Raw genomic sequence first — 24143 nt, forward strand, 5'->3', positions numbered from 1 at the left:
GCTGTTTCAGGCCACTAACAGCGCTGGTCATTTTTTGTTCATATGAATAAAAAACCGGCAAAACAGGGATTTGCGATTCAAATGAGAACCCGTCCACAAAATCCCCTCTAAGCCCGTCCTCTTCAAAGCCTGTTGTGCATAAGCCCTCGACCAAAAGGACATAACCGCCGAATCGCGGACGCCGGCAGCGGGCAATTGCGCCTGCCATCCGCCCTTGCTATACAGACCTGTGCCGTGCAGGTAGCGCGCACCCGAACAAGAAAAATCTGACCGACAGGAAACGACCGTGACGTTCATTTCTTACGCACAGAATTTCGAGGACGTTCGCCTCTGGCGCGCCCTGCAGTATTTTGAAAACGGTTTTTACATCGACGTCGGCGCCAATGACCCGATCCACGACTCGGTCACCAAGGCCTTCTACGATCACGGCTGGCAGGGCATCAACGTCGAACCGATGCAAAATTACTACGACGCCCTCCGCCAGCATCGCCCCCGCGACACCACGCTGCAATGCGTGGCCAGCGACCAGCCGGGCGAACTGACTTTCTACGGCATTCCCGACACCGGCCTGTCCACCGCTGACCCGGTCGTCGCGCAAGAACGCAAAAACCTTGGCATGGACGTGCAAAGCCTGACCGTCAACGCACGCACACTGACTTCGATCTGCGAAGAACACGCCGCCGAGCGGCCGATCCACTTCCTGAAAATCGACGTCGAGGGCCACGAAGAAACCGTCCTGCGCGGCATGGACTTCAGCCGCTTCCGCCCCTGGATCATCCTCATCGAAACCCCATGGGAGCGCGACCACACCTGGGAACACCTGGTGACCGACGCTGGCTACACCAACGTCCTGTTCGACGGCCTCAACAGCTTCTTCCTCGCCAACGAACACATCAACCTCAAGCCCGCGTTCGACCTGCCACCGTGCAATCTCGACAATTTCCAGCTGTGCAAAGGCCACAACCTCGCCCACCCGGTAAACCCGGCCCTGGAAACCGCCCTGCAACGCGCCGAACAAGCCGAAGCCCAACTGCGCGCCATGCAAAACAGCCGCACCTGGCGCGCTGTACAAAAACTGCGCAACGTCCTGCGCCGGGCGTGATTCGCAGAGGGCGCAAAAATAGTCTGAATTCAGGGGTTTACAGAAGCACCCGAGTCGCTATAATCGTCGCCCACACGCCGGTATAGCTCAGATGGTAGAGCAACTGACTTGTAATCAGTAGGTCCCGGGTTCGATTCCTGGTGCCGGCACCATACAAGGTTCCAGAGAAGGCTTTCAAAATCTCTAGAACCCCCGAAAAACCCGCCTTCTGGCGGGTTTTTTCGTTTTTGGGTTCCATCGGTTTCCGTCAGAAACTGGTGGATTCCAACCGTTTTAAGGGTAGAGTTTGGGATACAGGTCACTTCGATAAAAGGGAGTACCCTTATGTCGCGCACCACAGCTCCGCTCTCAGACGCAGCTTGCCGTTTAGCCAAGCCAACAGACCGCGCCTACAAGCTTTTCGACGGCGATGGCCTCTATCTTCTAGTCCAACCCAATGGCCGCAAAGGCTGGCGGCTCCGTTACGTCAAACCTGACGGACGGGAAGGACTGACCTCGTTCGGTAACTACCCCGTCATTGGCCTCGCCGATGCGCGCCGCAAGCGCTTGGAAGTCAAGCGAATGCTGGCAGATGGCGTTGATCCTATAGAGACCAAGCACCAAGCTAAGGCGGAAGCCGTAATCAAAGGCAGAACCTTTGAAAGCGTTGCGCTCGACTGGCATACGGAAATGTCGGCCAAGTGGGCACCAGGCCATTCCAAGACAGTGATGAGCCGCCTCAAAACCCACGTATTCCCGCTGATCGGCGCACGCGCCATTGTTGATCTCGACACCCATGACCTTATGCAGCCCTTGGAAGCGATCAAGAAGCGCGGAACGATAGACGTTGCTTTAAGGGTACAAAACTACCTGCAGAGCATCATGCGCGAGGCAAAGCGCCTACGGCTTATCACCATAAACCCTGCTTACGATCTCGAAGGCTCGATCAAAGCCCCGCGGGTGGTACATCGCCCCGCTCTACCCTTATCGCGACTGCCGGAACTGCAGGAGCGGATCGACACCTATAAAGGCCGGGCACTTACCCGTCTGACGGTGATGCTGTCGCTGCATGTGTTTGTACGCTCCAGTGAGCTGCGCTTCGCCCGCTGGAGCGAGTTCGACCTTAAGCGCGGCACCTGGGAGATACCCGACACTCGGCCAGCGTTGGAGGGAGTACCCTTTTCCACAAGGGGCACGAAGATGGCAGGGGATATCCATTTAGTACCCTTATCGCCGCAAGCCGTGGAGCTACTCGAAAAAATCCATGCACTCACAGGTAAATTCGCATTGGTCTTCGCAGGTGATGCCAAACCCTGGAAGCCCATGTCCGAAAATACTGTGAACAACGCGCTTCGGACGATGGGATACGACACCAAAACCGATATCTGCGGGCATGGGTTTCGTTCGATGGCCTGCAGCGCACTGATCGAGTCAGGATTGTGGTCGGAGACCGCCATTGAACGGCAGATGAGCCACAAGGAGCGCAACAACGTCCGCGCCGCTTACATCCACAAGGCCGAGTTCATCGAGGAGCGCAGGCTGATCATGAACTGGTGGAGCCGTTACCTGGAGGTCAACCGGCAGGAGCATGTCACTCCACACGAATTCGCGAACCAGACCGGGGCGAACGTCACTCGAATAAAGTCAAAACGTGGCGCAGCAGACTAATCGCTCATCCTCGAGTCATAGCTCCGACTTGGTTACCTCATTACAATTTCACCCGACCAGGTTCTTTGCATTCGAATTGACTCCACTCCATGCGGATCAAGTAGCGAAATCCGTAGTGACAACTGATTGCTTGAAGCCCGGAACTGCTCGTCAGACACCCCCGTGGCGTAGAGGAAGTCTGGGGGAATTCATTTCGTGGAGGGTCATGAGAGATATGAGAAACTGCTGATATTTCGAACGCCTAAGACCAGAGAAGCACTCCAAAACAATGCCTGAATGATGGCGTTCGGGATCGAGGGACCGAGGACGAGCATGGAAACTATCGTAGTTAATTATTTTGAGAATCAGAAAGATCTGGCATCTGGTACCTTCACATTGGCTCCGCTAGGTCGTGAGGTTTACGAAGGAGTCTCTGAGGTATTGCTGCCCGGGACATACAACGTTTTTTGTGTGAAGCGTTTTACGGGCAACACCAACTATCGTTGGTTTGTAGACGGTGTCACGTGTGCGTCCGCACCGGGTGACGCGCCAGCGGTTTTCCACGTAATTTTGAGCAAGATCTTTTCTAGTTATCCAGAGGTTTACCTTAAACAGACACTGATCTTGACGAAGGCCTCACTCGCGAGGACGGTTCAGCCTGGAACCCTGGTTGAGGTTGATTACGGTTTCATCCAGGACATTGGCCGTGAAGATGGTCAGACAAAAACGAATAAACGGTACAGCGATACTCTGCAAAAAGGTGAGATGCATAAGCGCCGACTTGCAGTCGTGATCAGTACTAATAAGAATAGTCGCGTTCAAATCGCTCCAGTTACGTCTGATGGGTCTAGCCAAGGCGACAGGACTTGTTTTGAGCTCTCCCGAGATACGCTTGATAAGCTGTCGTTCTATGGCTCTAGCGGAAAATCAAGCTGGGTCCTATGCAGTATGATCGAAACCGTCTCTATAAGCCGAGTCCTTCCACCTGTTTCCATCACGATGCATCGCGGCAACAGAAAGACAGGGCGAGACGTTAACTACTCTGTGAGGTTGTCAGGATCTGAGAAAGCGGAGCTCAAGACCGCGCTGCTTCACTCAATAAATGTCACCGATTATCAATCCACCAAGGACAGTCTGGTTGAGAGTCGTAAGGACAGCCAAGCATTGGCTGCTTTAGAGCTTCTACACGAGCAGCTTCAATTACGACTCGCAGAGGTGGAAGCTTCCTGTGAGAACCTGAAGCTCGTAGAGGAGGTCGCACGGATGTGGGAAGCGCAACTTGGTAATCCAAATGGATTGGATGCAGAGGTAGGCCTTCTACGCCAAATGTACGCAGAGGAGATGGATAAGCTAGTCCATTCAGGTTGACTCTATTAGGCCAGTTGTATAGCATTCACTCCATTGGCGGGGATTTTGGAGCAGCGCCGAAACCTCGCGACAGCGCTCGCGCTTTGCTGCAGTAGAAAACGAAATGAAAAAACCGTCTCATTGAGGCGGTTTTTTTATGCCCGAGATTTGTGTCTGATGCTCCGTTAGCTTGCGTGATTCGTGCCCTGGACGTAAACGTCGTGGAACAACGATCCGCTCGTCCACGCGGGTCCATCCAAGCAGGGCTGCAGAGCCGCCCTGCTTGGATGGACCTCACTTAAAAAATCTAAAACCCCTGCAACTGTCTGTAGAAAACCACAGATTTCCACCGGTGGATAATTTCATCCACAGCCGCAGAACTCCCGAAAATTCGAGCCTTGACCCAAATTATCCACAGGCGTAGAAAAGATCGGGCAAAGCGCTGTCGTTGACAGCAACCCAGGTAGCCAGAACCTTTGAGGCTACGCCACACCGTGGTGGTTCTCCCAAAGTGCGATTAGCGTCCGGCGGCTCGCACGGTCACAGCGATGTGATGGATGCCTACTTCAGATCATTGCCATTGCGGCAAATACATCCCCCTACCCAGCTGCCCTGCAGCAACCTGTCCGCTTGGCCATTTCCTTGCGCCAACCTGCGTCCGTCTCTTTCTCCCGGAAAGAGACGGACGCTCCTACCGCTGCTGCAGCCCAACTCGTACAAGGCTTTGCGGCATTCCCCCTCGTGACAATCGGCGTGACAAACACCGAAGTCGCCAGCAACAGCGATGCAGATGATGGTGCCGCAGCCCAAGGAATGGACTGCACCTGACTGACAGTCAGGCATGCCCCGGTCATCGCATCACTGCCTTCACCCGACTCAGGATCTCGTGGCGCCGGTCTCGTCAGCCAGTGCAGCCTCCACCCGCCCACTTCTTCGGAAGTGTTCAGGAGGCCAGATCATGAGATGCCCAAGCTCCCGGCCGTAAGGAGCCGTCAGTCCCGCGTTAGTGGACAACCCTCACAGGTCGCAGGGGCCTTGATCCCTGATAACACTCAACATTCTTGGCGGGATGACGTGGGGAAAGTTTCAAAGATTTGGCTTCGACAGGAGTTTGATCATGGCATTGGTAGGTAGACGGGATGGGCGCAATTTTGGCTATGGCCGGCAACTGAGCTATGCCGGGCCGCAAGCGTTGCGCGATCTGTTTGGCGGCGGGCATTACGGGACGGTCAAGGCACACAGTGATCGCTGGCAGGCGTTTGTACGCTGGTGCCGCTCAGACGATGGACCAGGGTTTAACGATGCGCGACAAATTGATCGGCAGACCTTGCTGGACTACGCGGGGCATCTGCGCGAGCACGTTGAACAAGGTGAGCTCGCCATCGCAACTGCGCAAAATCGGTTGTCCAGTGTGAACCGAACCATGGCGGCGCTTCGCGGTGATCAATATGTGAAAGTGCCGAGTCCGAGCAAGGCGTTGGGAATGCAGCGCACCACCATCCGCACGACAGCTCCACAAGGCCAGGATCGCGAACACCTGATGCGCATCGTCGAGTCGCTCAGCGAACAGCATTCTCGTGCCGCGGCCATCGCTCAGTTGGCGCGGGCCACCGGCATGCGCCTGCGCGAGGCCATTTTGGCCGACTTACCGCGCTTAAAACGTGAGGCCGAACACTACGGCAAGATCAACATCCAGGATGGCACCAAAGGGGGCCGCTCAGGTGCCTCGGCACCTCGCTGGATCAGGGTGGATGATCATATTCACGAAGCGCTGAGATTCGCCGAACAGGTCTCACCCGACGGCAGCCACAACCTGCTTGCGCCGAACGAAAGCTACCTCGATTTCCAACGGGAAATCGTCCGCGCCGCACGGGACCTCCTCCATAAGCACAACCTCAAAGGCTTTCATGAATTACGGGCGGCTTTTGCATGCGAACGCTATGAGCAGATCACCAATCACCCAGCGCCCATCAATGGTGGCAGATGCAGGCGGATCGATCCACGCCTTGATCGAGAGGCACGCTTACAAATCAGCTATGAGCTGGGACACGGTCGAATTGACGTGACGTCTGCCTACATCGGTGATCGAGCATGAGCAAGCCATTCGATATGGAGCTGTTCCTAGCTGGAGTACTGACCGGAGCGCGCGACACACGTGTACGTCACATACGTCAGGCTAAAGCAATTCACGCTGCGATTTCTAATCGCTGGCACCGAGATAATCCATGGACCTGGCAGCGAAAGCATCTGGCCTGGTTTCTTGATACGCACGTGAATCCGCGCGCTGAGTCGACGCGCTACTACTATCTGTTGACCATAAATTTGCTCACTATTCGCTTAGGAAAGGCATGGCAGTTCAATTGATAGTCGAGGATCAGCAACCGACCAGAGACGGGCGATAGGAATTGGCTTCTTCGCCAGTTTTTCGCAACACCGCCGCTACTAGTGACGCCACTACATCGATTTTTACACCCCCTCCCCCGCTTCTTGCCCTCTAAATAGAGCATCCCCGCACCGAAGCGTCCGTTATTTTTTTTCCAGAGCACTGAACCGGGTGCCTACAAAACCCCTACAACCCGCGATCACCGGGAGCACACACAGCACGGTGAGCACGCACAGCCCAGCGAGCACTGCAACGCCTATAACTACATGTTTTTTAACAAGTTTGATGACGCATAATTTTCAACTCAAATCTGAGTGGCTATTTCTATATTCTTACTCAATACTCAGATTGGAATATACCTGCAGTATCGGGTTCAGATTGCACGTTCTAAGTATTTGATAAATAACGTTTTTTAGTCGAATCTTGGTTCCAGCGATTGTTTCCCGAACCGCCGGGCTTTCAGCTGAGATTACTAACTCGGAGATTGCATCATGACTGATACCCCTATCCCATCACCCCCAGCGCCACTTGCCGCTGCCCAGCCCACAACTGTCGTAAATCAGACGCCCGCCGGTGTACTAGACCAAAATTTTGCTGCTCTACTTGCTTTGAATACCACTCAGAAAAAAAAGAGAAAAAGTAAAGCCCATCTTAATGCGATGAAAATGCGTGGAGAGTTATGGCCAGAGCTAGATACCAGTCTTCTATGGGATCGAACAGTCAATGATGGATACTCATCGATCCCTAGGACGCTTTCACTCATAACCAACATGATTGACGACCTCGCAAAAAAACATACCGGAAAGTCTGCCGCAGCTGGAAAAACGTATTTTGCTCTGTGGTGTAGGGTGTGGGATGAAAACATGCTAACTATTGAGAATGAATCTGTTTATGCCATTGAGTCAGGATATTCCGGGGAACGGAATGTGACGACTTGGCGGCAGCATATGAAGGTCCTTCAAGAATTGGGATTTATCGATACGAAGGAAGGTGCTTATGGCCCCTACAATTTTGTCCTTATATATAACCCATATTTAGTATTGAAAAAGCTTAAGCCTCAGATACCTGCATCCTATTATCAGTTGCTCTTGCAACGTGCGATTGAGATTGGCGCAGACGGTGATCTCATAGATAAGCCAGCCAAGGAGACCAAATAATGGAAAGTATAAAATTGCTTATGATACTAGCTATCGAAACCATAAAGCTTATTAGTCAAATCATAAAGTTATTCCAATGAGATTGGATGCGGATGTATGAAATATTAATGGGACTCATACATCCGCCTAAAAAATCAGTACGGCGCTTTTGCAGAGTATCTTGGCTCGGACATGCAGGTATTGGGCGGCAAGCGACCATATAGATAGCTGCATGCTGTTTCGTCAAAAAAATATTTCTGCGCCTGTCTTAGACTATACGGCTATAGTACGTCTGATAGCATTTTGATAACCTAGCTTTCAGCAGCAGCTTTGCGAGTCGAGTACCTATTGAAGGGGTATTTGAGAAAAACAATAAATAGAAAAAAACTATCGAATCCCGGATAGATCGAGGAATGAGACATGAGTGAACAATTCGTGTCCGAGGCGGCAGGAACTCCGCATCTGGCAGAGCAGGATGATGGCCTTAAAAATCTGAAGTTATTGGTTGAATCCTTCAATACAGACAAACTGAGCTCCAGCGAACAAAAGAAGCTCCAAGAACTCCGGTCCATTCTTTCACCGCTACTAAAAAAAGGTGGCGTTTTAGCAGATTTATTTCAAGATGGAAAAGACGTTTTAGCATTTCCGATCGACGTCGACAGTGTCCTGCAACATTTAAACCAAGATATGAGGGATGACTGGTTTACTGACACACTTCAACACAAAGATCTTCTCTCAAACAAACAATCCCTTCATGAAGTCCTATATGAATTATTAAATGAAGGAAATGGACAATATATCGGCTCTTTCAGGAATGTTTACAATATACCTAAAAAAGGGCTAGGGATTAGATACTCGCTAGAAACTGACTTTTATGACAGATTTATATATCAAGCAATCTGTACCTTCCTAATACAATTTTATGATCCACTCTTGTCTCATCGAGTACTAAGCCACAGATTCAATAAAGATAGAAAATCAGAGAAATACATATTCAAAAGCCGTATTGATTTATGGCAAACTTTCGAAGGGGTAACTAGAACGGCACTTAGCAACAATCAATCACTACTAGCAACCGATCTAATCAATTGCTATGAAAATATTACAATTGAAACAATCCGCACAGCTTTTGAGCGATCAATTGAACATATAAATACTTCGGGTCCAAACAAAGTATTAATTAGGAATGCAGTGCAAACCCTCTGCAACCTTTTGTCGCGGTGGGGATACAGTGAACGTCACGGCCTGCCTCAAAACCGCGACGCATCGTCATTCATCGCAAACGTTGTCTTGAATGATATTGACCATGAAATGGTGCGATTAGGGTACGATTATTATCGATACGTGGACGACATCAGAGTAATTTGTCCCAACACGAGAGTCGCAAAGAAAGCGTTGACTGAGCTTATAAATCAGCTCAGAAAGGTCGGGATGAATATAAATTCTGGAAAAACAAAAATTTTAACCCAAGACTCGACTGCTAATGAAGTTGATGAGTTTTTTCCAACATCTGACGATCGAAGCCTCACAATCGACAACATGTGGAGATCAAGAAGCAGAAGGGTTATTGCGCGTTCAGCAAAGTATATATTTCAAATTTTGAAAGAGTGCATCGAAGAAAAACAAACACAGTCCAGGCAGTTTCGATTCGCGGTAAACCGACTGATTAAGCTGACCGATGCAGGCATTTTTGATATTCATGCAACCATAGCAACAGACCTAAAAGCACTCTTAATTAGCTCACTTGAGGACCATGCGGCTTCGACCGATCAGTACTGCAGACTTCTTGGGATTCTAGACCTCAACGAGCAAGAGCTCAATGATATTTACAAGCATCTCAGTGATCATGAGCGCTCGGTTCACTCTTGGCAAAACTTTCATCTATGGTTACTTCTAGCAAATCGCAAATATAAAAGCACTAATTTAATAACGCTAGCAACTGCAAGAATAGAGTCCGACATACTTCAACCAGAGATAGCGGCCATATTTATTTATCTAAAGTGTGTTGATGAAGCACAAATTTTAATTGATAACATTTCCAAATTTGAGTCTGCCTGGCCATATTACCATCAGCGAAATTTTCTATTAGCCTGTAGCGACTTTGATCAAAATCAATTGAAACCTTTAATTTCTAAGCTAGGCCCCAAACTTAAATGGACCGGTAGCAGAGCCAAGCCTTATTTTACTAATGGTATGCCTTTGGTCGAACGAGACAAAATAGCCATGCTTGATCTTTATGATGAGATCACACCATATGACTGAATCAAAAAAAGCCTTACTTTTTATAGCTGACTATACAGACCAAGGGCAAGACAGAATCTTCTTATGGTCAGATGGCACTTTAGGTGAAGTCACCATATCTGATTTAGTAGATCAAAAGCATGAGCTTGTCTGCCATGACTTATGGTTAATTGCCCCATCTCTCTATCGGGCGACAAACAAACTACCATCCAACATCACAGACATTGAAGAACTTCGAATCCTCACTTCTGGAAAGAAAAAAGAAAGAGAATCAAGAGACAAGAAAGACATATCCCAACTCCTATCCTCATTTGTTTCCGAAGAAATTATTGCAAGATATAAAGAGATTTTTAACCGTAAGATACCTTTAGATGAAGCTATTCTGTCGTCAATTGGCGAAGCCCTATTAAAATGCTCAGAAGTTGTAAAAAGCGATGCAATTACTGCCGGTGAATGGGAGAGATTCATCGTAATCGAACGTCCCGTAAACGACTATCTAATAAGATCAACATCAGAAGGTATCTCTATTTCTGAAGAAAAACTTAGATATCATAAGAACAAAATAGAATTCGAATTCTATATGGCATTGAAGAGTTTTTCTTCCGACTACGATATGCCTCTAGAGGTTCCCTCCGACCAAGCCGTTATCGAATACCTAGAGCCCAAAGGCTTTGACTTTACCGGTATAGACGTGGATTACATTTTAAATTTTGTCCCTATGCAATCAAATTTTGCGGAGGACTTAATTCGCTTAAGAAAGATTCAGAATTCACGTAGAGTATTAGCAGCCATTCCCTTGAGCCAAAGCCGAATTTATCCGATAGTCGATAGCTTTGGTTCTATCACCTCAAGAATCTACTTCAAAGACCCGTCGTTACAAAATTTGGCAAAACACCATCGAGACATTTTAATTCCAGATACCAACAAGCGGTTGTCCTACATAGACTACGACCAATTTGAAGCAGGCGTAATGGCCGCGCTCTCCGGCGATGAAAAACTATTAGAGTTATATAACAGTAGCGATGTCTATGAAATTGCTGCAGAAGAAATATTTGACGACAAGAGCAAGAGAAAACAAGCCAAGAGGCTATTTCTTTCTTATGCCTATGGAATGAAGCGGCAACACATCCTTGCTGCAGCGCAGGGTTTTGGTGCAGATCGCCAAAACGCTAAAAAATTCTTTGAACAATTCAAAACATTCGACGCTTGGAAAGTCTTAGTTCACGAAGAGTTTCACCGTACGGGAAGAATTGGCACTGCGCTTGGTAATTATATGCACCGTGATCGAAAAGGAGAACTAACAAGCAAGGAAAAAAGATCTGCTATCAGCCAAGTTGTGCAAGGGACTGCCTCGTTAATATTCAAGAAAGCATTACTATGCTTGAGTTCAATATCTGAAGTAAAACTAAAACTGCCAATGCACGACGCTGTTTTGCTGGAGAATTCCGCAGACTACGACATAGATCGGGTAATCAATATTTTTTCAGAAATAATGTCTGAACATTTTCAAAATAAGATTCAAGGCAAGGCGTCATTAAGCCAATTTCATGAAGATCGGTAGCTTGTAAAGCTGTGGACAGATACGAAATTGCTTGAGAGCTCCTTACGGATTGGTTAAAGGCTCCTAGTTTTTACTGGATTCACCTGGCACATCTTGGTGACTGCAATCACCTCCGACGCTCACTCGATCTGGAGATAGACGTACATATGTCTCGAGACTTTCTAACTAATCCTTTTCCAGATGATAAAGGTAGCTTTAGAGGTAGACTGCTTATTTAGCATAAATAAATCACATCATTATCAATAAGATAGCTGCATATTCGACTCCTGGTGCCGCACCATACAAAACAAAGCCCCTGCAGAAATGCAGGGGCTTTGTTGTTTCTGGGGTTTGGAGAATGCTCTTGCCGCAATGGGGAAGATTCTTTGCGCTGGACATCGGTATTCGGTGATCGCGACCACGCTCTTTAGAACACTGACAAGTGATCGAAAAATAAATCTGCCAACTTTTCTGCCCATGTACATCACTTGCCGTTTCGGCAGAGCGAACGTGCAACATATTCGTTGCTCATGCAACACAAGTGTTGCACCCAAGTATGTCGACTTCCTCGCCACCACCTGGCCACGATTGCGCTCAATCCCCCTCCACGCTACCGTCAAACCCGTCGCTGCCAATTCAGCGACCGGGCCTGATAACCCGCGTAAGATACAGGCGCACCAGCGCCCCAACCCACGTTTGTCGGCGCTTTTTCATGCCTGCAATTCCGTGTAATGGCGGCTGTGCGTGGGAGACCTTCGGGTCTGCCGGGTTCCTGTATCTCCGGTTTATCAGCCTGCGCATAGCTGCCACCCATTCGCCTGATAACGAATTGGCAGCCCTCATTTGATACAGGGAGTTTCACAAATGATTAGCATCGATCCGTCCAAAGTCTGCCCTTTCCACCAACCAGCCAACGGTAGGTGAAGCCATGACCAACCTCCACGATCTGAAAACCCTCGGCCTCACCCATTTTTTCTTCCACTCCAATCACGCACTCTTCCGCACCAACCCCGGCGTCCCGGTCGTCACCGCCCTCTCCCACGCCTCCCATCTGCTCCACATTTCCAAATTGCTCACATCAGATACTTCCGCCGCCAACGATCCGGAACTCCACGCCTGTGCCTCGCAATATTTGCAGGAATTGAGCAAGGCACTGGTCGATGACGCGGTCAAAGTCTTGAGTCCAAGCCCATAAATCGTCGCCCACAAAAAAAGCCCTCGCATCGCTGCAAGGGCTTTGTGTTACCGAATCAATCAGTGCCCAGCGCTCTGCCCGCCATCCACATGCAGAATCTCGCCAGTCACAAAGTTCGCGTTATCGAGGTACACCACCGCCTGCGCAATATCGTCGATTTCGCCCATGTGTCCAACCGGATGCAGCGCGCCCAGTGCCTCATGGGTTTCTTCGCCATGCATCGGCGTTTTGATGATGCCCGGCGATACCGCGTTCACCCGTATTCCGCGTTTGGCGTATTCGATGGCCAAGGATTTGGTGGCGGCGTTGAGGCCGCCCTTGGTCAGGGAAGCGAGGACCGAAGGCACGCCGTCGATGGCGTGGTCGACCAGGCTGGTGGTGATGTTGACCACGTGGCCCTTGCCCTGTTTTTCCATCTCGGCGATGGCCAGTTGGGTGATGTAGAAGAAGCCGTTGAGGTTGACCGACAGCACCGCCGCGTAGTCTTCCGGGGTGTAGGCGGTGAACGGTTTGGCGACGAAGATGCCGGCGTTGTTGACCAGGGTGTCGATGCGGCCGAAGCGTGCCACGCCTTCGCTGATCACCCGTTGAGCGGTGGCCGGGTCGCCGATGTCGCCGGCGATGGTCAGGATCTGCGGGTCGTTCGACGGCTTGATCGAGCGCGAGGTGGCGACGATGTTGTAGCCCAGTTCACGGAAGGCCTTGACCATGCCTTCGCCCAGACCTTGAGAGGCTCCAGTGATAACGACGGTTTTTTTCGAGTTGCTCATGATGAAATCCTCAATCAATAAGTAGGTGTTGAATCAGGCCGCAGCCAGTTGTTTCAGCATTTGTTCGTAGTACTCGACCGATTGCGAACCGGAAACCAGGTGCTTGCCGTTCAGGATCAGCGCGGGCACCGAGTTGATCCCGTGCTGCCGGTAGAACGCCTGCAGTTGCCGCACTTCGCTGGCGAATTCATCGTTGGCCAGCACCTTGCGGGCCCTCGCCGCATCCAGCCCCGCTTTGGTCGCCAGACGGATCAGCGTCGGATGATCGTTGGGGTTGTCGCCGTCGCGGAAGTAAGCGCGCAGCAGGATCTTTTTCAGCGCGACCTGCCGCCCTTCCTGCGCTGCCCACATCAGCAATCGATGGGCGTCGAAGGTGTTGTGAAAGTGCGTGCGTTTCTCCAGGTCGAACTCGAAACCGATGGCCTTGCCGCGTTCGATCTGCATCTTCTTGCCGGCGGCGACGTCTTCGGCGGTGCGGCCGTATTTGCGCATCAGGTGCTGCACGGCCGGTTCACCTTCGGCGGGCATGTCCGGGTTGAGTTCGAAGGGCTTGTAGGTCAGCTCCACCGAAATCTCGCCGGCCAGATTGCCGATCGCCTGCTCCAGCGCTGTCGCCCCGAGTGCGCACCAGGGGCACACCACGTCGGAGACGAAATCGATGGTCACGGTCGGGGTCATGACTGACCCCGTTCCGCCAGCTGTCGGCGGTACTCGGTGGTAGTGATGCCGGCGTAGCCCCAGTTATCGGTGTCGACTTCTTCGATCACGATGTGGGTCAGGTCCGGGCGTTTGTTGAGGACGCGTTCCAGGGTTTCAGTGATTTCGGCGATCACCTGAGCTTTCTGCTCACGGGTAACGCCGTCGCGGGTGATGCGTACGCTGACAAATGGCATGACGACTACTCCAGTGACCTGCCCTCGGGATGATGGTCAGGTGTTGGAGCTCAATTTAGGCGTGTGCCGGGAGGGGAAAAAGTAGGGGTGGGGTACTTCATTTGTGAGGTAGTGTAATGAATAGCCTGTAAAAATCGCGCCAAAATTCCTTTGGAAAAACCCGCAGACGCACCCAAACCGTGCACTTTTTTTGACCCCAATCACCCCCACGTCACCAAAAACCCCGATCCTGTGTCAGCCTCCAGCCATCGGCGGGGACATCGATTCGCTACTAATTGCGCGACAACTATGCTCAGGTACAGGAATATAGCCGGCAAATGGCGCCGTTCCGGCTGTCACGTACACAACAATACCCAGCCCACTTCAGAGGGCATTACCCATGGATAGCAGAACCTTACGCAACCTCATGCGCATCGTGCAGACCGGCTCGTTGTCGGCCGCAGCCGAGCATTCGTGCCTGACTGTGCAGGCCTTGGCCGCACAGCTGAACAAGGTCGAAGAGCAGTTCGGTTTCCGCTTGTTTAGACGATCCAACAAGGGGCTGACGCTGACGCCGCAAGGCACCGAGCTGACGCCTTATATGGACAGAGTGCTGATTGCCACACGGCAGATGGAAGAGAAAGTCGAAGCCTTGAAGGTGCCGGGACAGCGCACGTTGAAAGTGGCGTTGAACACCACGCTGGCGCCGGACTTCAACCGGCGATTGATCGGACGCCTGATCGAGGTGTTTCCCGATTACCAGATGGAATTCAGCTACGCCGAGTCGATGGAAAACCTCAGCAAGCTGAAGAACGAGGACTTCGACCTTGCGGTGCTGATCGGTCCGCAGCGTCCGGGTCTGCCGAGCATTGTCCTGCCGGAAGTGCAGGTGCAGGTGGTCGGCGCGCACTGTGGTCAGGAGAACGATCCGCTGACCTTGCTTGGCAACAAATTTCAGGTGCGTCCCGCAGAAGACTGTCCGTATTCCCACAGCTTTTTGCGTTTTCTCGACGCCGGGCTGGGTAATCACGAGAACAGCCAGCGGACGATCTACTCCTGCAGCGAAACGCTGACCCTGTCGCTCATCACGCAGATGGACGCCGTCGGCATGGTCTCCCGCGAGGCGGCGCAGAAAAATGGCCTGACGATTTTCCCCGGGTTCGAGGATTTCCTCGAAGTGCGCCTGGCGGTGAACAACCCGGATCTGTCCGGTCAGGCGTTGAACGACGTGGTCGATCTGCCGCTACATGAGCGAGCCGAGCGCAATGTACGCAGCCGTCCCAACCGCCACACTGAGAAAGAGGTTTTTGCTGAAATACGCACATAACAGCGTCGGAATCGCGGCATAAAATTCCGGGCGATCGAGCTGTATGTGCTGATCCTTGATCAACAAGGGTGTCAGGCTGATCGCAGCGACGATCGCCACCGGCAGGTATTCCAGCGCGCGGGCGACGAAGGGCGGCCAGTGTTCGGTGTTGACCTGCAACGGCAGGGCCCGTGGCAAAAAGGTCACGGCCATCATCAGCGCGACCACCAGAATCAGGAACGTTTGGTCAGGCATACACCCACTCCGCAGCCCACAAACGTGGCGATGAAAACGTTGAATGGCGAGCTGCCCACCAGGCTCAGTGCGCCCATGCAGACCACTGCGGCCAAGGCGGCGATGAGTTTGTTGCGGGTGTTGCACAGTGAGACCAGGACGTAGAGCATCATCGCGGTCAGCGCGTAATCGAGCTGGTATTTGATCAAGTGCGAGGCGTACTGCGCGCACAGGGCGCCGAGCAATCCGCCGATCACCCACGAGGTGTGGCAGAACAGGTTGAAGCCAATCAGATAACGGACGTTCACCGGCGCCCCGGTGCCCAGTTTGACGCTGTGGAAGGCGAACGATTCATCGGTCAGGCCGCCGGCGTAACACCAGCGTTCCATGCGACTCAGGCCCAGCGCCCGCAGGGCTTTCGCCATGTAGACCGACATCAGCATGTGCCGCGCGTTGATCAGAAACGTGGTCAGCACGATGGTGGTCAGCGACGCCCCACTGCTGATCAGCGCCAGCGCCGCAAATTGCGAAGCCCCGGCATACACGAACAGACACATCGCCACCGGCAGCCACAACGGCAGCCCGGCGTTGACGGCCATCAGCCCGAACACGAACGACACGGTGAAGTAACCGGCCACCACCGGGCTGGCTTCGGCAAAGGTGCGCGACGGCTGACGGTCGACCATCAGCGGCGCACTGCCGGATGTTTCATTCATAGGTCCCTCTCAAATGTCCGCTCGCCGTGAGGTTCGCAAAAACCCTGGGCCGTCCAGAAACGCTTGCCCGCGAGGTTAGCATCATCGACGAACAGGAACATCCGCAGCACTCCGACCCGTTTCATGTCGGCCGACGCCGCTTCCACCAGCCGCTGGCCCACGCCCTGGCTGCGATAGCGCAGGCTGACCGCCAGATGGTTGATCGTGCCACGACTGCCGAGCATGCCGCCCAGCACCGCGCCGACGATTTCGCCTTCGACATCGAAAGCAAGATACGCCGTGGTGGTTTTCTGGATCAGCACGCCGCGCAGGCATTTGGCATCCTGCCATTCACAGAACGACACCTCGTCGAACTGGCGGAAGAAGCGCTCCATGCGCTGCGCGTCCTTGGCCGTCGCACGCCGCAGCACCACCGGCGTCGAGCACTCGACGCCGTCGATTGGGGTGATCTGATTAGCGAACAATGTCGAAAGCGGTCCCGGGCCGCGAGAAGGAAATCGCCAGGATCTGCCGGTACGCCATGGCGTGAGAGTGAGTGTTGCGTGCCGGTGTCACGTAGTGACGCATGTCACGGTCGAGGAAGTAGGTGGTGTCGAGGATTTCCTGGTAAGTGGTCGACGCCAGTTGCTGCTCGTGGATGTCGTACAGACGACTCTCCGCGCCCTCGACGTTATTGCGCCCCCAGAAGTGCACGCCGCTGAACGGGTAACCGTCGCAGTGAATCCCTTCCGGAGTGATTTCCAGTTGTTTGCCGGGCTTGATCTCGATGCGGATCTGATGGATCTGGCACTGCCAGATTTCATCGTGCAGCTCTTCCGGCAACACGCTTTTGTACACTTCGAAATCGGTGTCGATCAGGCTGCGCATCACCGGCGAGCTGATGACTTCGTCCGAGAAGTCCTGGAAGTGCCGCACCACCCCGCCCACATAGCTGTTGTTGGCCTTGGACTGCACGTACGCGCGATGTTCCAGTTGCTTCAGTTCGCGAGTCTTGGGGTTGTACTCAAAGTCGCTGTAACGACGGTAACGCATGCCGGCTTCGGCCTGACCGTAGTAACTGTCAGGCTCCATGTTTTCCCAACTTTTGGTCAGTCTGACGAAGTCGGCGAAATGACCGTAGAGATTGAAGTCAGCACCCTGCACATTGGCGTACTTGTCGCGCCGTAGCGATTCGCCCACTTCTCTGGTTAAAACGATCATTACCAAATTCTCCGCTGCATTGAGCGGCCTAATCTATTAGGTGGAGAATTTGCGTCCATGAGAAAGAATTTCAGGCATTTAAAGCCCTGTTTGAAACGCGATTTGAAACGGCTTGAAAGTGCATTTCAAATGACAAAAACACGGGTTTTTATGCTGCTTTTTCAAAAAGCGTCAAAAAAAACCCCGAACGAGTCGGGGTTTTTCTGTCGCGTTTCGCGGGTTCAACCGATCATCAGAAGATGTTGATCGGGTAATCCACGAACACACGCAGTTCGTTGCCGCTGACGTTGTATTCGCTGGATTTCTGCGAAACACGCAGGATCGAGCTACGCAGCTTGATGCTCAGGTCTTTGGCCGGGCCACTTTGCACGACGTACTTGAACTGATTGAAGATCTCGCGCTCGGTGCCGCCTTCGCTGGTGGACGTGGTGATGTTGTCGCCACGCACGTACGCGAAGTTGTAGCTCAGACCCGGAACGCCGAATGCGCTGAAGTCCAGGCCGTAGCCCAACTGCCAGCTGCGCTCGTCTTCAGCGTTGAAGTCGGACCAGTAGGAGTTGGCCAGGTAGATGGTGTTGCCACCGTCACCCACGCGACCCTGACCTTTCTGATAACCGCCGTAGGCGTAACCCAGGTTGCTGTCGCCAGTGGAGCGCTGGTGCGCCACGGTGAACGAGTGCGGGCCGGTGGCGAAGGTCGCTGCCAGGCTCCAGATCTTGTTGTCGTCGCCGGTTACACCGTTTTCGCGGACGTAGGAGTTGTCCAGCTTGGTGCGGTAACCGTTGAAGTCCAGGGTCAGGGACTGATCCTTGTCGATCGGGAACACGTAGTTGGCGTTCACGTATTGTTTCTTCAGCACGTCTTCGACGTCGGAAGCGTACAGCGCAGCCTTGAACTGTTCGGTGAACTGGTAGCTACCGCCCAATACGTTGATCGACTTCAGACCGCCGCTGTCACGGCCTTCAGCGCTCTTGCGCGACTCGGCGGTGAAACGACCGGCATCCAGTTGCAGACCTTTGATCTCTTTGGAAGTGATCAGGGTACCGGTATAGCTTTCCGGCAGCAGACGCACGTTGTCGTAGCTCAGCACCGGCAGGGCCGGCATCTGGTCACCGTAAGTCAGTACGGTGTTGGAAATACGGAATTTCACCGCTGCGCCACCCTTCGACAGGTCGTCAGCCGCGTTACCGCTGTCACCGCGCTTGAAGAAGTCGATACCGCCCGCACCGCTGCGGCCCTTGCCGCCGTCCAGACGCAGCGCGTACAGACCGAAGGCATCCACACCGACACCGACGGTGCCTTGAGTGAAACCGGACGAGAACGTACCGATGGCCGCTTGGCCCCATTCGGCTTTGTCCTGGTTGCCATCTTTGTAGTCACGATTGATGTAGGCATTGCGCAGCAGCACTTTGAGACTGCTGTCTTCAACAAAACCCTTGGACTCGGCCTGGTCGTTAGCCATGGCCGAAGTGGCACTCAACATCCCCAGTGCGATCAAACTGATTCGCTTGTTCAACATTTTGTTTTCCTTATTACGGGTTGAAACGCGCTGTGTCGAACGGCTGAAACGGCGCTTATTGCACTCTTTTATTCACCCCGAAACAAAAAGACCCGCTCAAGACAATGTCATGGCGGGCCTGCTCCTAATTTTGAGTCATGGCGGTTAGCCACAGGCGTTGGGCCGAATCGTAGCCGCGCCCTCAACAATGTGTCAATTTCAAGAATCGTCTTTAAATAGGCGAAAAACGTCTAAAAAAAGTAAATTTTGCGATGGCTTCGTGCACGGAATTGCCCGCAGTCAGGGATTTTGATGCTGGATTACGCGCAACCATCGAGGCCACAGACCGGCAGGGTTTCAGTCCCTGGCGCAGGCGTAAACGACTCGCTCAACCATTGGGCGAAGGCTTCTGGTTTGCCGAGCCACGGCCCGATATCAACCAGCGTGAATCGTCCGTCCTGTTCCAGCGCAAAAGTTGGAAAACCCTGCCCACCCAGTTTTGCCAACAGGGCACGGCTGTTCTTTATATGTTGTTCGGTGTCGACGGACTGCAAGGCATTCAAGAACATATCGGCGTTGTAGCCCTGCTCTACTGCATATTCCACAAGCACACTTTCATCGGCAATTCGCCGCCCTTCCACATAGTGCGCAGTCTGCAAACGGCCAAGCAGTTCCAGGCCACGACCGTCGATTTTTTCCGCTGCCATCACAGCGGCAATCGGAGGTGCCGAATCAAACACCGCCGATTGATCACGCAAAAGACCTTCGAAATAAGCTTCGCCGAATGGCTGACCGGTGTATTCAGCGATGCGCCGGTCATGAGGCATCACGTAATTGCGCAGTTGCGGCGAAACGCTCTGGCGGTTGGCACCGGTCATCATGCCGCCGGCGTGGGCGATTACCGGCAGCACTTGTTGCGCGGCCTGCACCAGTGGTTTGGCGCCATAGCACCAGCCGCACAGCGGGTCGTAGATGTAATGAAGGGTCATCGGAAAACTCCGGCAAGAAGGTGGGAAAAATAATGTCGGCACATTAGTCCCTCGGTCGTTGCGGAAAAACGCCGGAATGGCTTTCAGTCTGTTTCGGCAATCGGTCAAATGCAGTCGTTGTCAGCTCCGACACAAACATGAAATGAATTGACACAATCAAACCACGGAACCTTTCAGGAATAATTAACGGAAGCAAATGCAAAGCATTACCATTCGCGCGCTCGATTTTTTCCACCCTTTCGGATGCGCTTTTCAATGCCTGCCCCGTTCCGTCTCACGCCCGTCACCCTTGGGCTTTCTGCCTTCTTGTCCTCCGGTTTCGCTTACTCCGCGACCGAGCTTCCCGCCACTTCGATCAGTGCCGAAGCGCAGGCCGACGACCCGCGCGTGAAGGTCAGCAACACTGCGACCCGTACCTCAACCCCTGTCCGTTACGTGCCGCAGGCGATCGACTCGGTCAAGACCGCCAACTTCGCCAACTACGGTACCAATGACCTGGGCGACGCCTTGAGCGGCATGCCCAACGTCAGCAGCGGCGGCGACACGCGCTTCGACAGCCTGCGCATCCGCGGCTTCGATGCCAGCAACGACTTCTATCTGGACGGCATCCGCGACGACAGCCAGTACAAGCGCGACCTGCACAATATCGAACGCGTCGAAGTGCTCAAGGGCCCGGCCGCTGTGCTGTATGGCCGTGGCAGCCAGGGCGGGATCGTCAACCGCGTGAGCAAGGCACCCGAGTTCGGCCGTCGCTCGACCATCGAGACCCAGGGTGGCAGCGAAGACCTGCGCAGCCTGTACGCCGACCTCAGCACCGACCCGAGCGACAACATCAGCCTGCGCCTGAACATGGGCAACATGGACGAGAACAGCTTCCGCGACGGCGTCAGCGGCAATCGCCAACTGTTCGCACCGTCGATGAGCTGGCAGCTCACCCCTGACCTGAACTGGCTGGTGCAATACGAATACAGCCGCTACAACCGCACGCCCGATCGCGGCATTCCCGGGGTCGGTGGGCGCCCTGCCGACGTCGGCCGGGACACCACCTACGGCAACGATCACGATTTCATCGACGACAAGACGCAATCCCTGCGCTCGAAGCTGAGCTATGAAATCAACGACAACTGGCAGCTGCGCCACACGCTCGGTGTGTTCAAGCTCGACAGCGATTTCGACAACACCTACCTCACCGGCTACACCCCGGCGACGAAGAAGGTAACCCGCCAGCACTGGCAACAGGACCTGACCACCCGCAACGTGTTCAACAACGTTGAGCTGGAAGGCGGATTCGAAACCTTCGGCCTCGAGCACCGCCTGCTGACCGGCCTCGAAACCGGCAGCCAGCGCCGCGACCCGACGCTGTACAACGCTGCCACTTCCGGGCGCGGCAGTTCCGCCGTTCCGTCGCTGGATCTGTACACCCCCAACCGCGACCTGCGCCACACCGGGCGCATGCAAGTGTCGAGCAGCAGCCACACCGAAGTCGAAAGCCGCGCGGTCTACGTTCAGGATCAACTGCGCCTGAACGATCAATGGCAATTGCTGACCGGTCTGCGCTACGACACTTTTGATATCGAGTCGACCAACAAGCTGCGCAACATCTCCGAAGACCGTGACAGCCACAGCACCAGCCCACGTTTCGGCGTGGTCTGGACGCCGCTGCAGAACCACTCGTTCTACGCTTCGTGGACCAAGACCTTCTCGCCGGTCGGTGGCGGCCTGATCGGTATCACCCCGGGTGCGGCCGGCAACACCAACGACCTGAGCCCGGAACTGACCAAGCAGAAGGAAATCGGCGTCAAGAGCGACTGGCTCGACGATCGCCTGAGCACCACCCTGGCGATCTACGAGCTGGAACTCTACAACCGCCGCACCACCGATCCGAACGACCCGACCCTGACCGTGCTCAGCGGCCTGCAACGCTCGCGCGGGATCGAGCTGACCGGTACCGGCAAGATCGTCGGCAACTGGTACCTGCGCGGTGGTGTCGGCGTGCAGGACGCGACCATCGAGAAGGACAACAACGGCCTGGAAGGCAAACGCGTGAACAACGTGGCCAAGCGCAACGGCAGCCTGTTCCTGACCTGGAAACCGGAAATGGGCTGGTACGCCGAAACCGGCCTGACCCTGGTCGGCAAGCGTTATGCCGACAACGCCAACACCACCGTACTGCCGGGCTATGGCCGGTGGGACGCGCTGGTCGGCTACCGCCACAAGGACTGGGATTTGCGTGGTGCCCTGAACAACATCACCGACCGCGAGTATTACTCGTCGGCCACCAGCGCGTTCCAGATCCAGCCGGGTGCACCGCGCAGCCTGGTCGTCACCGGCACCTACAGCTTCTGATATCGCGCCCATAAAAAAAGCGCTGCCATCCCGGCAGCGCTTTTTACAATCCTTGTTTGTTCTTCTTATCCTTCCATCACATCCCAGAGTGCTTCCAGTTCGGCCTCGCTGAACAGGCCAGCGGGGTAACGCTCGATCATCATCCGGCGCGGATCAGGTTCCCTGATCTGACGCGTTCCATTGGATTTCAACCAGTGCGCGACAATCTGGAGCGACTCACTATTTACAGCCATGGGATGCAATGTCCGCTCGCTGATTACGTTCACTTCGGCGTTCATTTCAGCGCTCTCTCCCCGTTCGTGAGCGGCTACGTTATCCAAGGTTTATGACAGAACTGTTGAAGTTCTCCCCCCCCTCCCTAGTGCGCCATGAGCGATACAAGAGCTATGCCAACGTCATGAAATTGTCGACCGGCGGACATAAAGAAACCCGCAGTCCTGACGGGCTGCGGGTTTCTCTTCAAGCATGGGCAACAAATGACCGCCCGGTCGATTTCCCAATCAACTCAAGCTGTTACATCCGCACTCACTCTTTGTGCGGCGCGGGCTGCTGTTGGGTAAGGCAGTGAATGTTGCCGCCGCCCAGTAACAGTTCGCGACCCGGCACCATCACCACTTCGTGTTGCGGGAACAGGTTCTGCAGGATCTCCCGCGCTGGCGCGTCCATCGGATCGTCGAAGCTCGGCGCGATGATGCCGCCGTTGACGATCAGGAAGTTCACGTAGGAACCGGCCAGACGCACGCTTGGGTTGCGCTCCTGAGTGCCGTCCACCGGGTCCACGCCCGCGCACTCTTCTTCGGTGGCGAACAGCGGCCCCGGAATCGGCATCTTGTGCACCGTGAACGGGCGACCCTTGGCGTCAGTGCTGCTTTCCAGCACTTTCATCGCGGCCTGGCAACGCGGGTAGTTCGGATCCTGCGGATCGTCGGTCCAGGCCAGCAGCACTTCGCCCGGACGCACGTAGCAGCAGAAGTTATCCACATGGCCGTCGGTTTCGTCGTTGAACAGGCCATCCGGCAGCCAGATGATCTTGTCCACCGACAGGTTTTCGCTGAGCACCGCTTCGATTTCTTCGCGGCCCAGGTGCGGGTTGCGATTGCGGTTGAGCAGGCATTCTTCGGTGGTGATCAGGGTGCCTTCGCCGTCGACGTGAATCGAGCCGCCTTCGAGCACAAAGCCTTCGGTGCGGTAGCGCGGGCTGCGCTCGATTTCTAGGATCTTGCCGCCGACCTGGGAATCACGGTTCCACGGCGAATACAGGCCGCCATCAAAACCGCCCCAGGCGTTGAAGTCCCAGTTCACACCGCGCACTTCGCCGCTGTTGTTGATCACGAAAGTCGGGCCGCTGTCGCGGACCCAGGCGTCATCGCTGGACATCTCCACCACGCGGATATTCGGCACGTCGAGGCGAGTGCGGGCGTTTTCATACTGGCCGGCAGAGACCGCCACGGTGACCGGTTCGAAACGCGCGATGGCTTTGGCCACTGCCGCGTGGGCGGCCTGCGCCGGTTTGCCGCCGAGACGCCAGTTGTCCGGACGCTCGGGCCAGATCATCCAGATCTGGGTTTGCGGTGCCCATTCGGCCGGCATGTAGAAGCCATCGGCGCGTGGTGTGCTTTTCAATGTGGTCATGTCGATCAGG

At 54.0% G+C, this 24143-nt stretch carries 22 protein-coding genes and 1 tRNA gene; 12 read left to right on the forward strand and 11 right to left on the reverse strand.

The window, feature by feature from the left end; genetic code table 11:
- Positions 1-286: 286 nt before the first annotated feature.
- The 10 genes from QRN46_RS22700 to QRN46_RS22745 all read left to right on the forward strand — a co-directional run bounded on the left by QRN46_RS22700 (position 287) and on the right by QRN46_RS22745 (position 12570).
- Positions 287-1102: an FkbM family methyltransferase gene (locus QRN46_RS22700; protein ID WP_285357351.1), complete on the forward strand. Its 816-nt coding sequence runs from the start codon at positions 287-289 to the stop codon at positions 1100-1102.
- Between the two features lie 76 nt (positions 1103-1178).
- A tRNA-Thr gene (locus QRN46_RS22705) sits at positions 1179-1254 on the forward strand.
- Between the two features lie 172 nt (positions 1255-1426).
- Positions 1427-2749 carry a tyrosine-type recombinase/integrase gene (locus QRN46_RS22710; RefSeq protein ID WP_285357354.1) on the forward strand — a complete coding sequence of 441 codons (1323 nt, stop codon included), beginning with the start codon at positions 1427-1429 and terminating at the stop codon, positions 2747-2749.
- A 312-nt stretch (positions 2750-3061) separates the two neighbouring features.
- On the forward strand, positions 3062-4096 hold the full coding sequence (locus QRN46_RS22715; RefSeq protein WP_285357356.1) for a type II toxin-antitoxin system PemK/MazF family toxin: 1035 nt from the start codon (positions 3062-3064) through the stop codon (positions 4094-4096).
- A gap of 1096 nt (positions 4097-5192) precedes the next feature.
- The gene (locus QRN46_RS22720; RefSeq protein ID WP_285357358.1) at positions 5193-6170 is read left to right on the forward strand and encodes an integrase domain-containing protein; all 978 of its coding nucleotides are present in this window, start codon (positions 5193-5195) and stop codon (positions 6168-6170) included.
- Entirely contained in the window at positions 6167-6439 is a 273-nt protein-coding gene (locus QRN46_RS22725) for a hypothetical protein (protein WP_080587823.1), read from the forward strand. Before QRN46_RS22720 ends, QRN46_RS22725 begins: the two co-directional genes overlap by 4 nt.
- Positions 6440-6949: 510 nt before the next feature.
- Positions 6950-7615, forward strand: coding sequence for a hypothetical protein (locus QRN46_RS22730; RefSeq protein WP_223457452.1), 666 nt, complete (start codon positions 6950-6952; stop codon positions 7613-7615).
- 399 nt (positions 7616-8014) lie between these two features.
- The gene (locus tag QRN46_RS22735) at positions 8015-9856 is read left to right on the forward strand and encodes an RNA-directed DNA polymerase (protein WP_285357365.1); all 1842 of its coding nucleotides are present in this window, start codon (positions 8015-8017) and stop codon (positions 9854-9856) included.
- Positions 9849-11396, forward strand: coding sequence for a DNA polymerase (locus tag QRN46_RS22740; protein WP_285357367.1), 1548 nt, complete (start codon positions 9849-9851; stop codon positions 11394-11396). The genes QRN46_RS22735 and QRN46_RS22740 overlap by 8 nt, the downstream gene beginning before the upstream one ends.
- 907 nt (positions 11397-12303) lie before the next feature.
- The gene (locus tag QRN46_RS22745) at positions 12304-12570 is read left to right on the forward strand and encodes a DUF3077 domain-containing protein (RefSeq protein ID WP_285357370.1); all 267 of its coding nucleotides are present in this window, start codon (positions 12304-12306) and stop codon (positions 12568-12570) included.
- 59 nt (positions 12571-12629) lie between these two features.
- Here QRN46_RS22745 and QRN46_RS22750 read toward each other — a convergent pair whose 3' ends face one another.
- From QRN46_RS22750 to QRN46_RS22760, 3 genes are read right to left on the reverse strand one after another with little or no spacing between them, the layout of a single operon-like run.
- Positions 12630-13340 (reverse strand): SDR family NAD(P)-dependent oxidoreductase, encoded by a 711-nt coding sequence (locus QRN46_RS22750; protein WP_011332000.1) that lies wholly within the window; start codon positions 13338-13340, stop codon positions 12630-12632.
- A gap of 33 nt (positions 13341-13373) precedes the next feature.
- Positions 13374-14018: a DsbA family oxidoreductase gene (locus QRN46_RS22755; RefSeq protein WP_011331999.1), complete on the reverse strand. Its 645-nt coding sequence runs from the start codon at positions 14016-14018 to the stop codon at positions 13374-13376.
- The gene (locus QRN46_RS22760) at positions 14015-14233 is read right to left on the reverse strand and encodes a tautomerase family protein (protein WP_007952610.1); all 219 of its coding nucleotides are present in this window, start codon (positions 14231-14233) and stop codon (positions 14015-14017) included. Before QRN46_RS22760 ends, QRN46_RS22755 begins: the two co-directional genes overlap by 4 nt.
- A gap of 379 nt (positions 14234-14612) precedes the next feature.
- Between QRN46_RS22760 and QRN46_RS22765 the strand changes: the two genes are divergently transcribed.
- Complete coding sequence (locus QRN46_RS22765; protein WP_011331998.1) at positions 14613-15539, forward strand: LysR family transcriptional regulator; 927 nt, start codon at positions 14613-14615, stop codon at positions 15537-15539.
- Here QRN46_RS22765 and QRN46_RS22770 read toward each other — a convergent pair.
- From QRN46_RS22770 to QRN46_RS22795, 6 genes are all read right to left on the reverse strand, one after another.
- Positions 15456-15773, reverse strand: a complete 318-nt coding sequence (locus QRN46_RS22770; protein WP_041475112.1) for an AzlD domain-containing protein — start codon at positions 15771-15773, stop codon at positions 15456-15458. The genes QRN46_RS22765 and QRN46_RS22770 overlap by 84 nt on opposite strands.
- Entirely contained in the window at positions 15752-16468 is a 717-nt protein-coding gene (locus tag QRN46_RS22775) for an AzlC family ABC transporter permease (RefSeq protein WP_011331997.1), read from the reverse strand. The genes QRN46_RS22770 and QRN46_RS22775 overlap by 22 nt, the downstream gene beginning before the upstream one ends.
- The gene (locus QRN46_RS22780) at positions 16465-16842 is read right to left on the reverse strand and encodes a GNAT family N-acetyltransferase (protein WP_007952618.1); all 378 of its coding nucleotides are present in this window, start codon (positions 16840-16842) and stop codon (positions 16465-16467) included. The genes QRN46_RS22775 and QRN46_RS22780 overlap by 4 nt, the downstream gene beginning before the upstream one ends.
- Before the next feature lie 79 nt (positions 16843-16921).
- Positions 16922-17668, reverse strand: coding sequence for a 2OG-Fe dioxygenase family protein (locus QRN46_RS22785; protein WP_011331995.1), 747 nt, complete (start codon positions 17666-17668; stop codon positions 16922-16924).
- 232 nt (positions 17669-17900) lie between these two features.
- Positions 17901-19187, reverse strand: coding sequence for an OprD family porin (locus QRN46_RS22790; protein ID WP_011331994.1), 1287 nt, complete (start codon positions 19185-19187; stop codon positions 17901-17903).
- A 299-nt stretch (positions 19188-19486) separates the two neighbouring features.
- The gene (locus QRN46_RS22795; protein ID WP_285357378.1) at positions 19487-20155 is read right to left on the reverse strand and encodes a DsbA family protein; all 669 of its coding nucleotides are present in this window, start codon (positions 20153-20155) and stop codon (positions 19487-19489) included.
- 255 nt (positions 20156-20410) lie between these two features.
- On the opposite strand from QRN46_RS22795, the gene QRN46_RS22800 reads away from it, so the two are divergent.
- Positions 20411-22501 carry a TonB-dependent receptor gene (locus tag QRN46_RS22800; RefSeq protein ID WP_285357380.1) on the forward strand — a complete coding sequence of 697 codons (2091 nt, stop codon included), beginning with the start codon at positions 20411-20413 and terminating at the stop codon, positions 22499-22501.
- A 65-nt stretch (positions 22502-22566) separates the two neighbouring features.
- Here QRN46_RS22800 and QRN46_RS22805 read toward each other — a convergent pair whose 3' ends face one another.
- Both QRN46_RS22805 and aguA read right to left on the reverse strand, forming a co-directional pair.
- Complete coding sequence (locus QRN46_RS22805; protein ID WP_007952633.1) at positions 22567-22779, reverse strand: hypothetical protein; 213 nt, start codon at positions 22777-22779, stop codon at positions 22567-22569.
- A gap of 247 nt (positions 22780-23026) precedes the next feature.
- Positions 23027-24133, reverse strand: a complete 1107-nt coding sequence (gene aguA / locus QRN46_RS22810; protein ID WP_285357382.1) for an agmatine deiminase — start codon at positions 24131-24133, stop codon at positions 23027-23029.
- Between the last annotated feature and the right edge of the window lie 10 nt (positions 24134-24143).

This window comes from Pseudomonas sp. lyk4-R2A-10, assembly GCF_030209075.1.
In the GTDB taxonomy this organism is placed as follows: domain Bacteria; phylum Pseudomonadota; class Gammaproteobacteria; order Pseudomonadales; family Pseudomonadaceae; genus Aquipseudomonas; species Aquipseudomonas glycinae.

Excerpts from the sequence above, each read along its gene's own strand:
- QRN46_RS22745 (WP_285357370.1), top strand. The coding sequence starts at position 12,304 with ATGACCAACCTCCACGATCTGAAAACCCTCGGCCTCACCCATTTTTTC.
- QRN46_RS22725 (WP_080587823.1), top strand. The coding sequence starts at position 6,167 with ATGAGCAAGCCATTCGATATGGAGCTGTTCCTAGCTGGAGTACTGACC.
- QRN46_RS22805 (WP_007952633.1), bottom strand. The coding sequence starts at position 22,779 with ATGAACGCCGAAGTGAACGTAATCAGCGAGCGGACATTGCATCCCATG.
- aguA (WP_285357382.1), bottom strand. The coding sequence starts at position 24,133 with ATGACCACATTGAAAAGCACACCACGCGCCGATGGCTTCTACATGCCG.
- QRN46_RS22765 (WP_011331998.1), top strand. The coding sequence starts at position 14,613 with ATGGATAGCAGAACCTTACGCAACCTCATGCGCATCGTGCAGACCGGC.
- QRN46_RS22735 (WP_285357365.1), top strand. The coding sequence starts at position 8,015 with ATGAGTGAACAATTCGTGTCCGAGGCGGCAGGAACTCCGCATCTGGCA.
- QRN46_RS22760 (WP_007952610.1), bottom strand. The coding sequence starts at position 14,233 with ATGCCATTTGTCAGCGTACGCATCACCCGCGACGGCGTTACCCGTGAG.
- QRN46_RS22785 (WP_011331995.1), bottom strand. The coding sequence starts at position 17,668 with ATGATCGTTTTAACCAGAGAAGTGGGCGAATCGCTACGGCGCGACAAG.
- QRN46_RS22740 (WP_285357367.1), top strand. The coding sequence starts at position 9,849 with ATGACTGAATCAAAAAAAGCCTTACTTTTTATAGCTGACTATACAGAC.
- QRN46_RS22795 (WP_285357378.1), bottom strand. The coding sequence starts at position 20,155 with ATGACCCTTCATTACATCTACGACCCGCTGTGCGGCTGGTGCTATGGC.
- QRN46_RS22710 (WP_285357354.1), top strand. The coding sequence starts at position 1,427 with ATGTCGCGCACCACAGCTCCGCTCTCAGACGCAGCTTGCCGTTTAGCC.
- QRN46_RS22715 (WP_285357356.1), top strand. The coding sequence starts at position 3,062 with ATGGAAACTATCGTAGTTAATTATTTTGAGAATCAGAAAGATCTGGCA.
- QRN46_RS22730 (WP_223457452.1), top strand. The coding sequence starts at position 6,950 with ATGACTGATACCCCTATCCCATCACCCCCAGCGCCACTTGCCGCTGCC.
- QRN46_RS22755 (WP_011331999.1), bottom strand. The coding sequence starts at position 14,018 with ATGACCCCGACCGTGACCATCGATTTCGTCTCCGACGTGGTGTGCCCC.
- QRN46_RS22800 (WP_285357380.1), top strand. The coding sequence starts at position 20,411 with ATGCCTGCCCCGTTCCGTCTCACGCCCGTCACCCTTGGGCTTTCTGCC.
- QRN46_RS22775 (WP_011331997.1), bottom strand. The coding sequence starts at position 16,468 with ATGAATGAAACATCCGGCAGTGCGCCGCTGATGGTCGACCGTCAGCCG.
- QRN46_RS22780 (WP_007952618.1), bottom strand. The coding sequence starts at position 16,842 with ATGGAGCGCTTCTTCCGCCAGTTCGACGAGGTGTCGTTCTGTGAATGG.
- QRN46_RS22750 (WP_011332000.1), bottom strand. The coding sequence starts at position 13,340 with ATGAGCAACTCGAAAAAAACCGTCGTTATCACTGGAGCCTCTCAAGGT.
- QRN46_RS22770 (WP_041475112.1), bottom strand. The coding sequence starts at position 15,773 with ATGCCTGACCAAACGTTCCTGATTCTGGTGGTCGCGCTGATGATGGCC.
- QRN46_RS22790 (WP_011331994.1), bottom strand. The coding sequence starts at position 19,187 with ATGTTGAACAAGCGAATCAGTTTGATCGCACTGGGGATGTTGAGTGCC.
- QRN46_RS22720 (WP_285357358.1), top strand. The coding sequence starts at position 5,193 with ATGGCATTGGTAGGTAGACGGGATGGGCGCAATTTTGGCTATGGCCGG.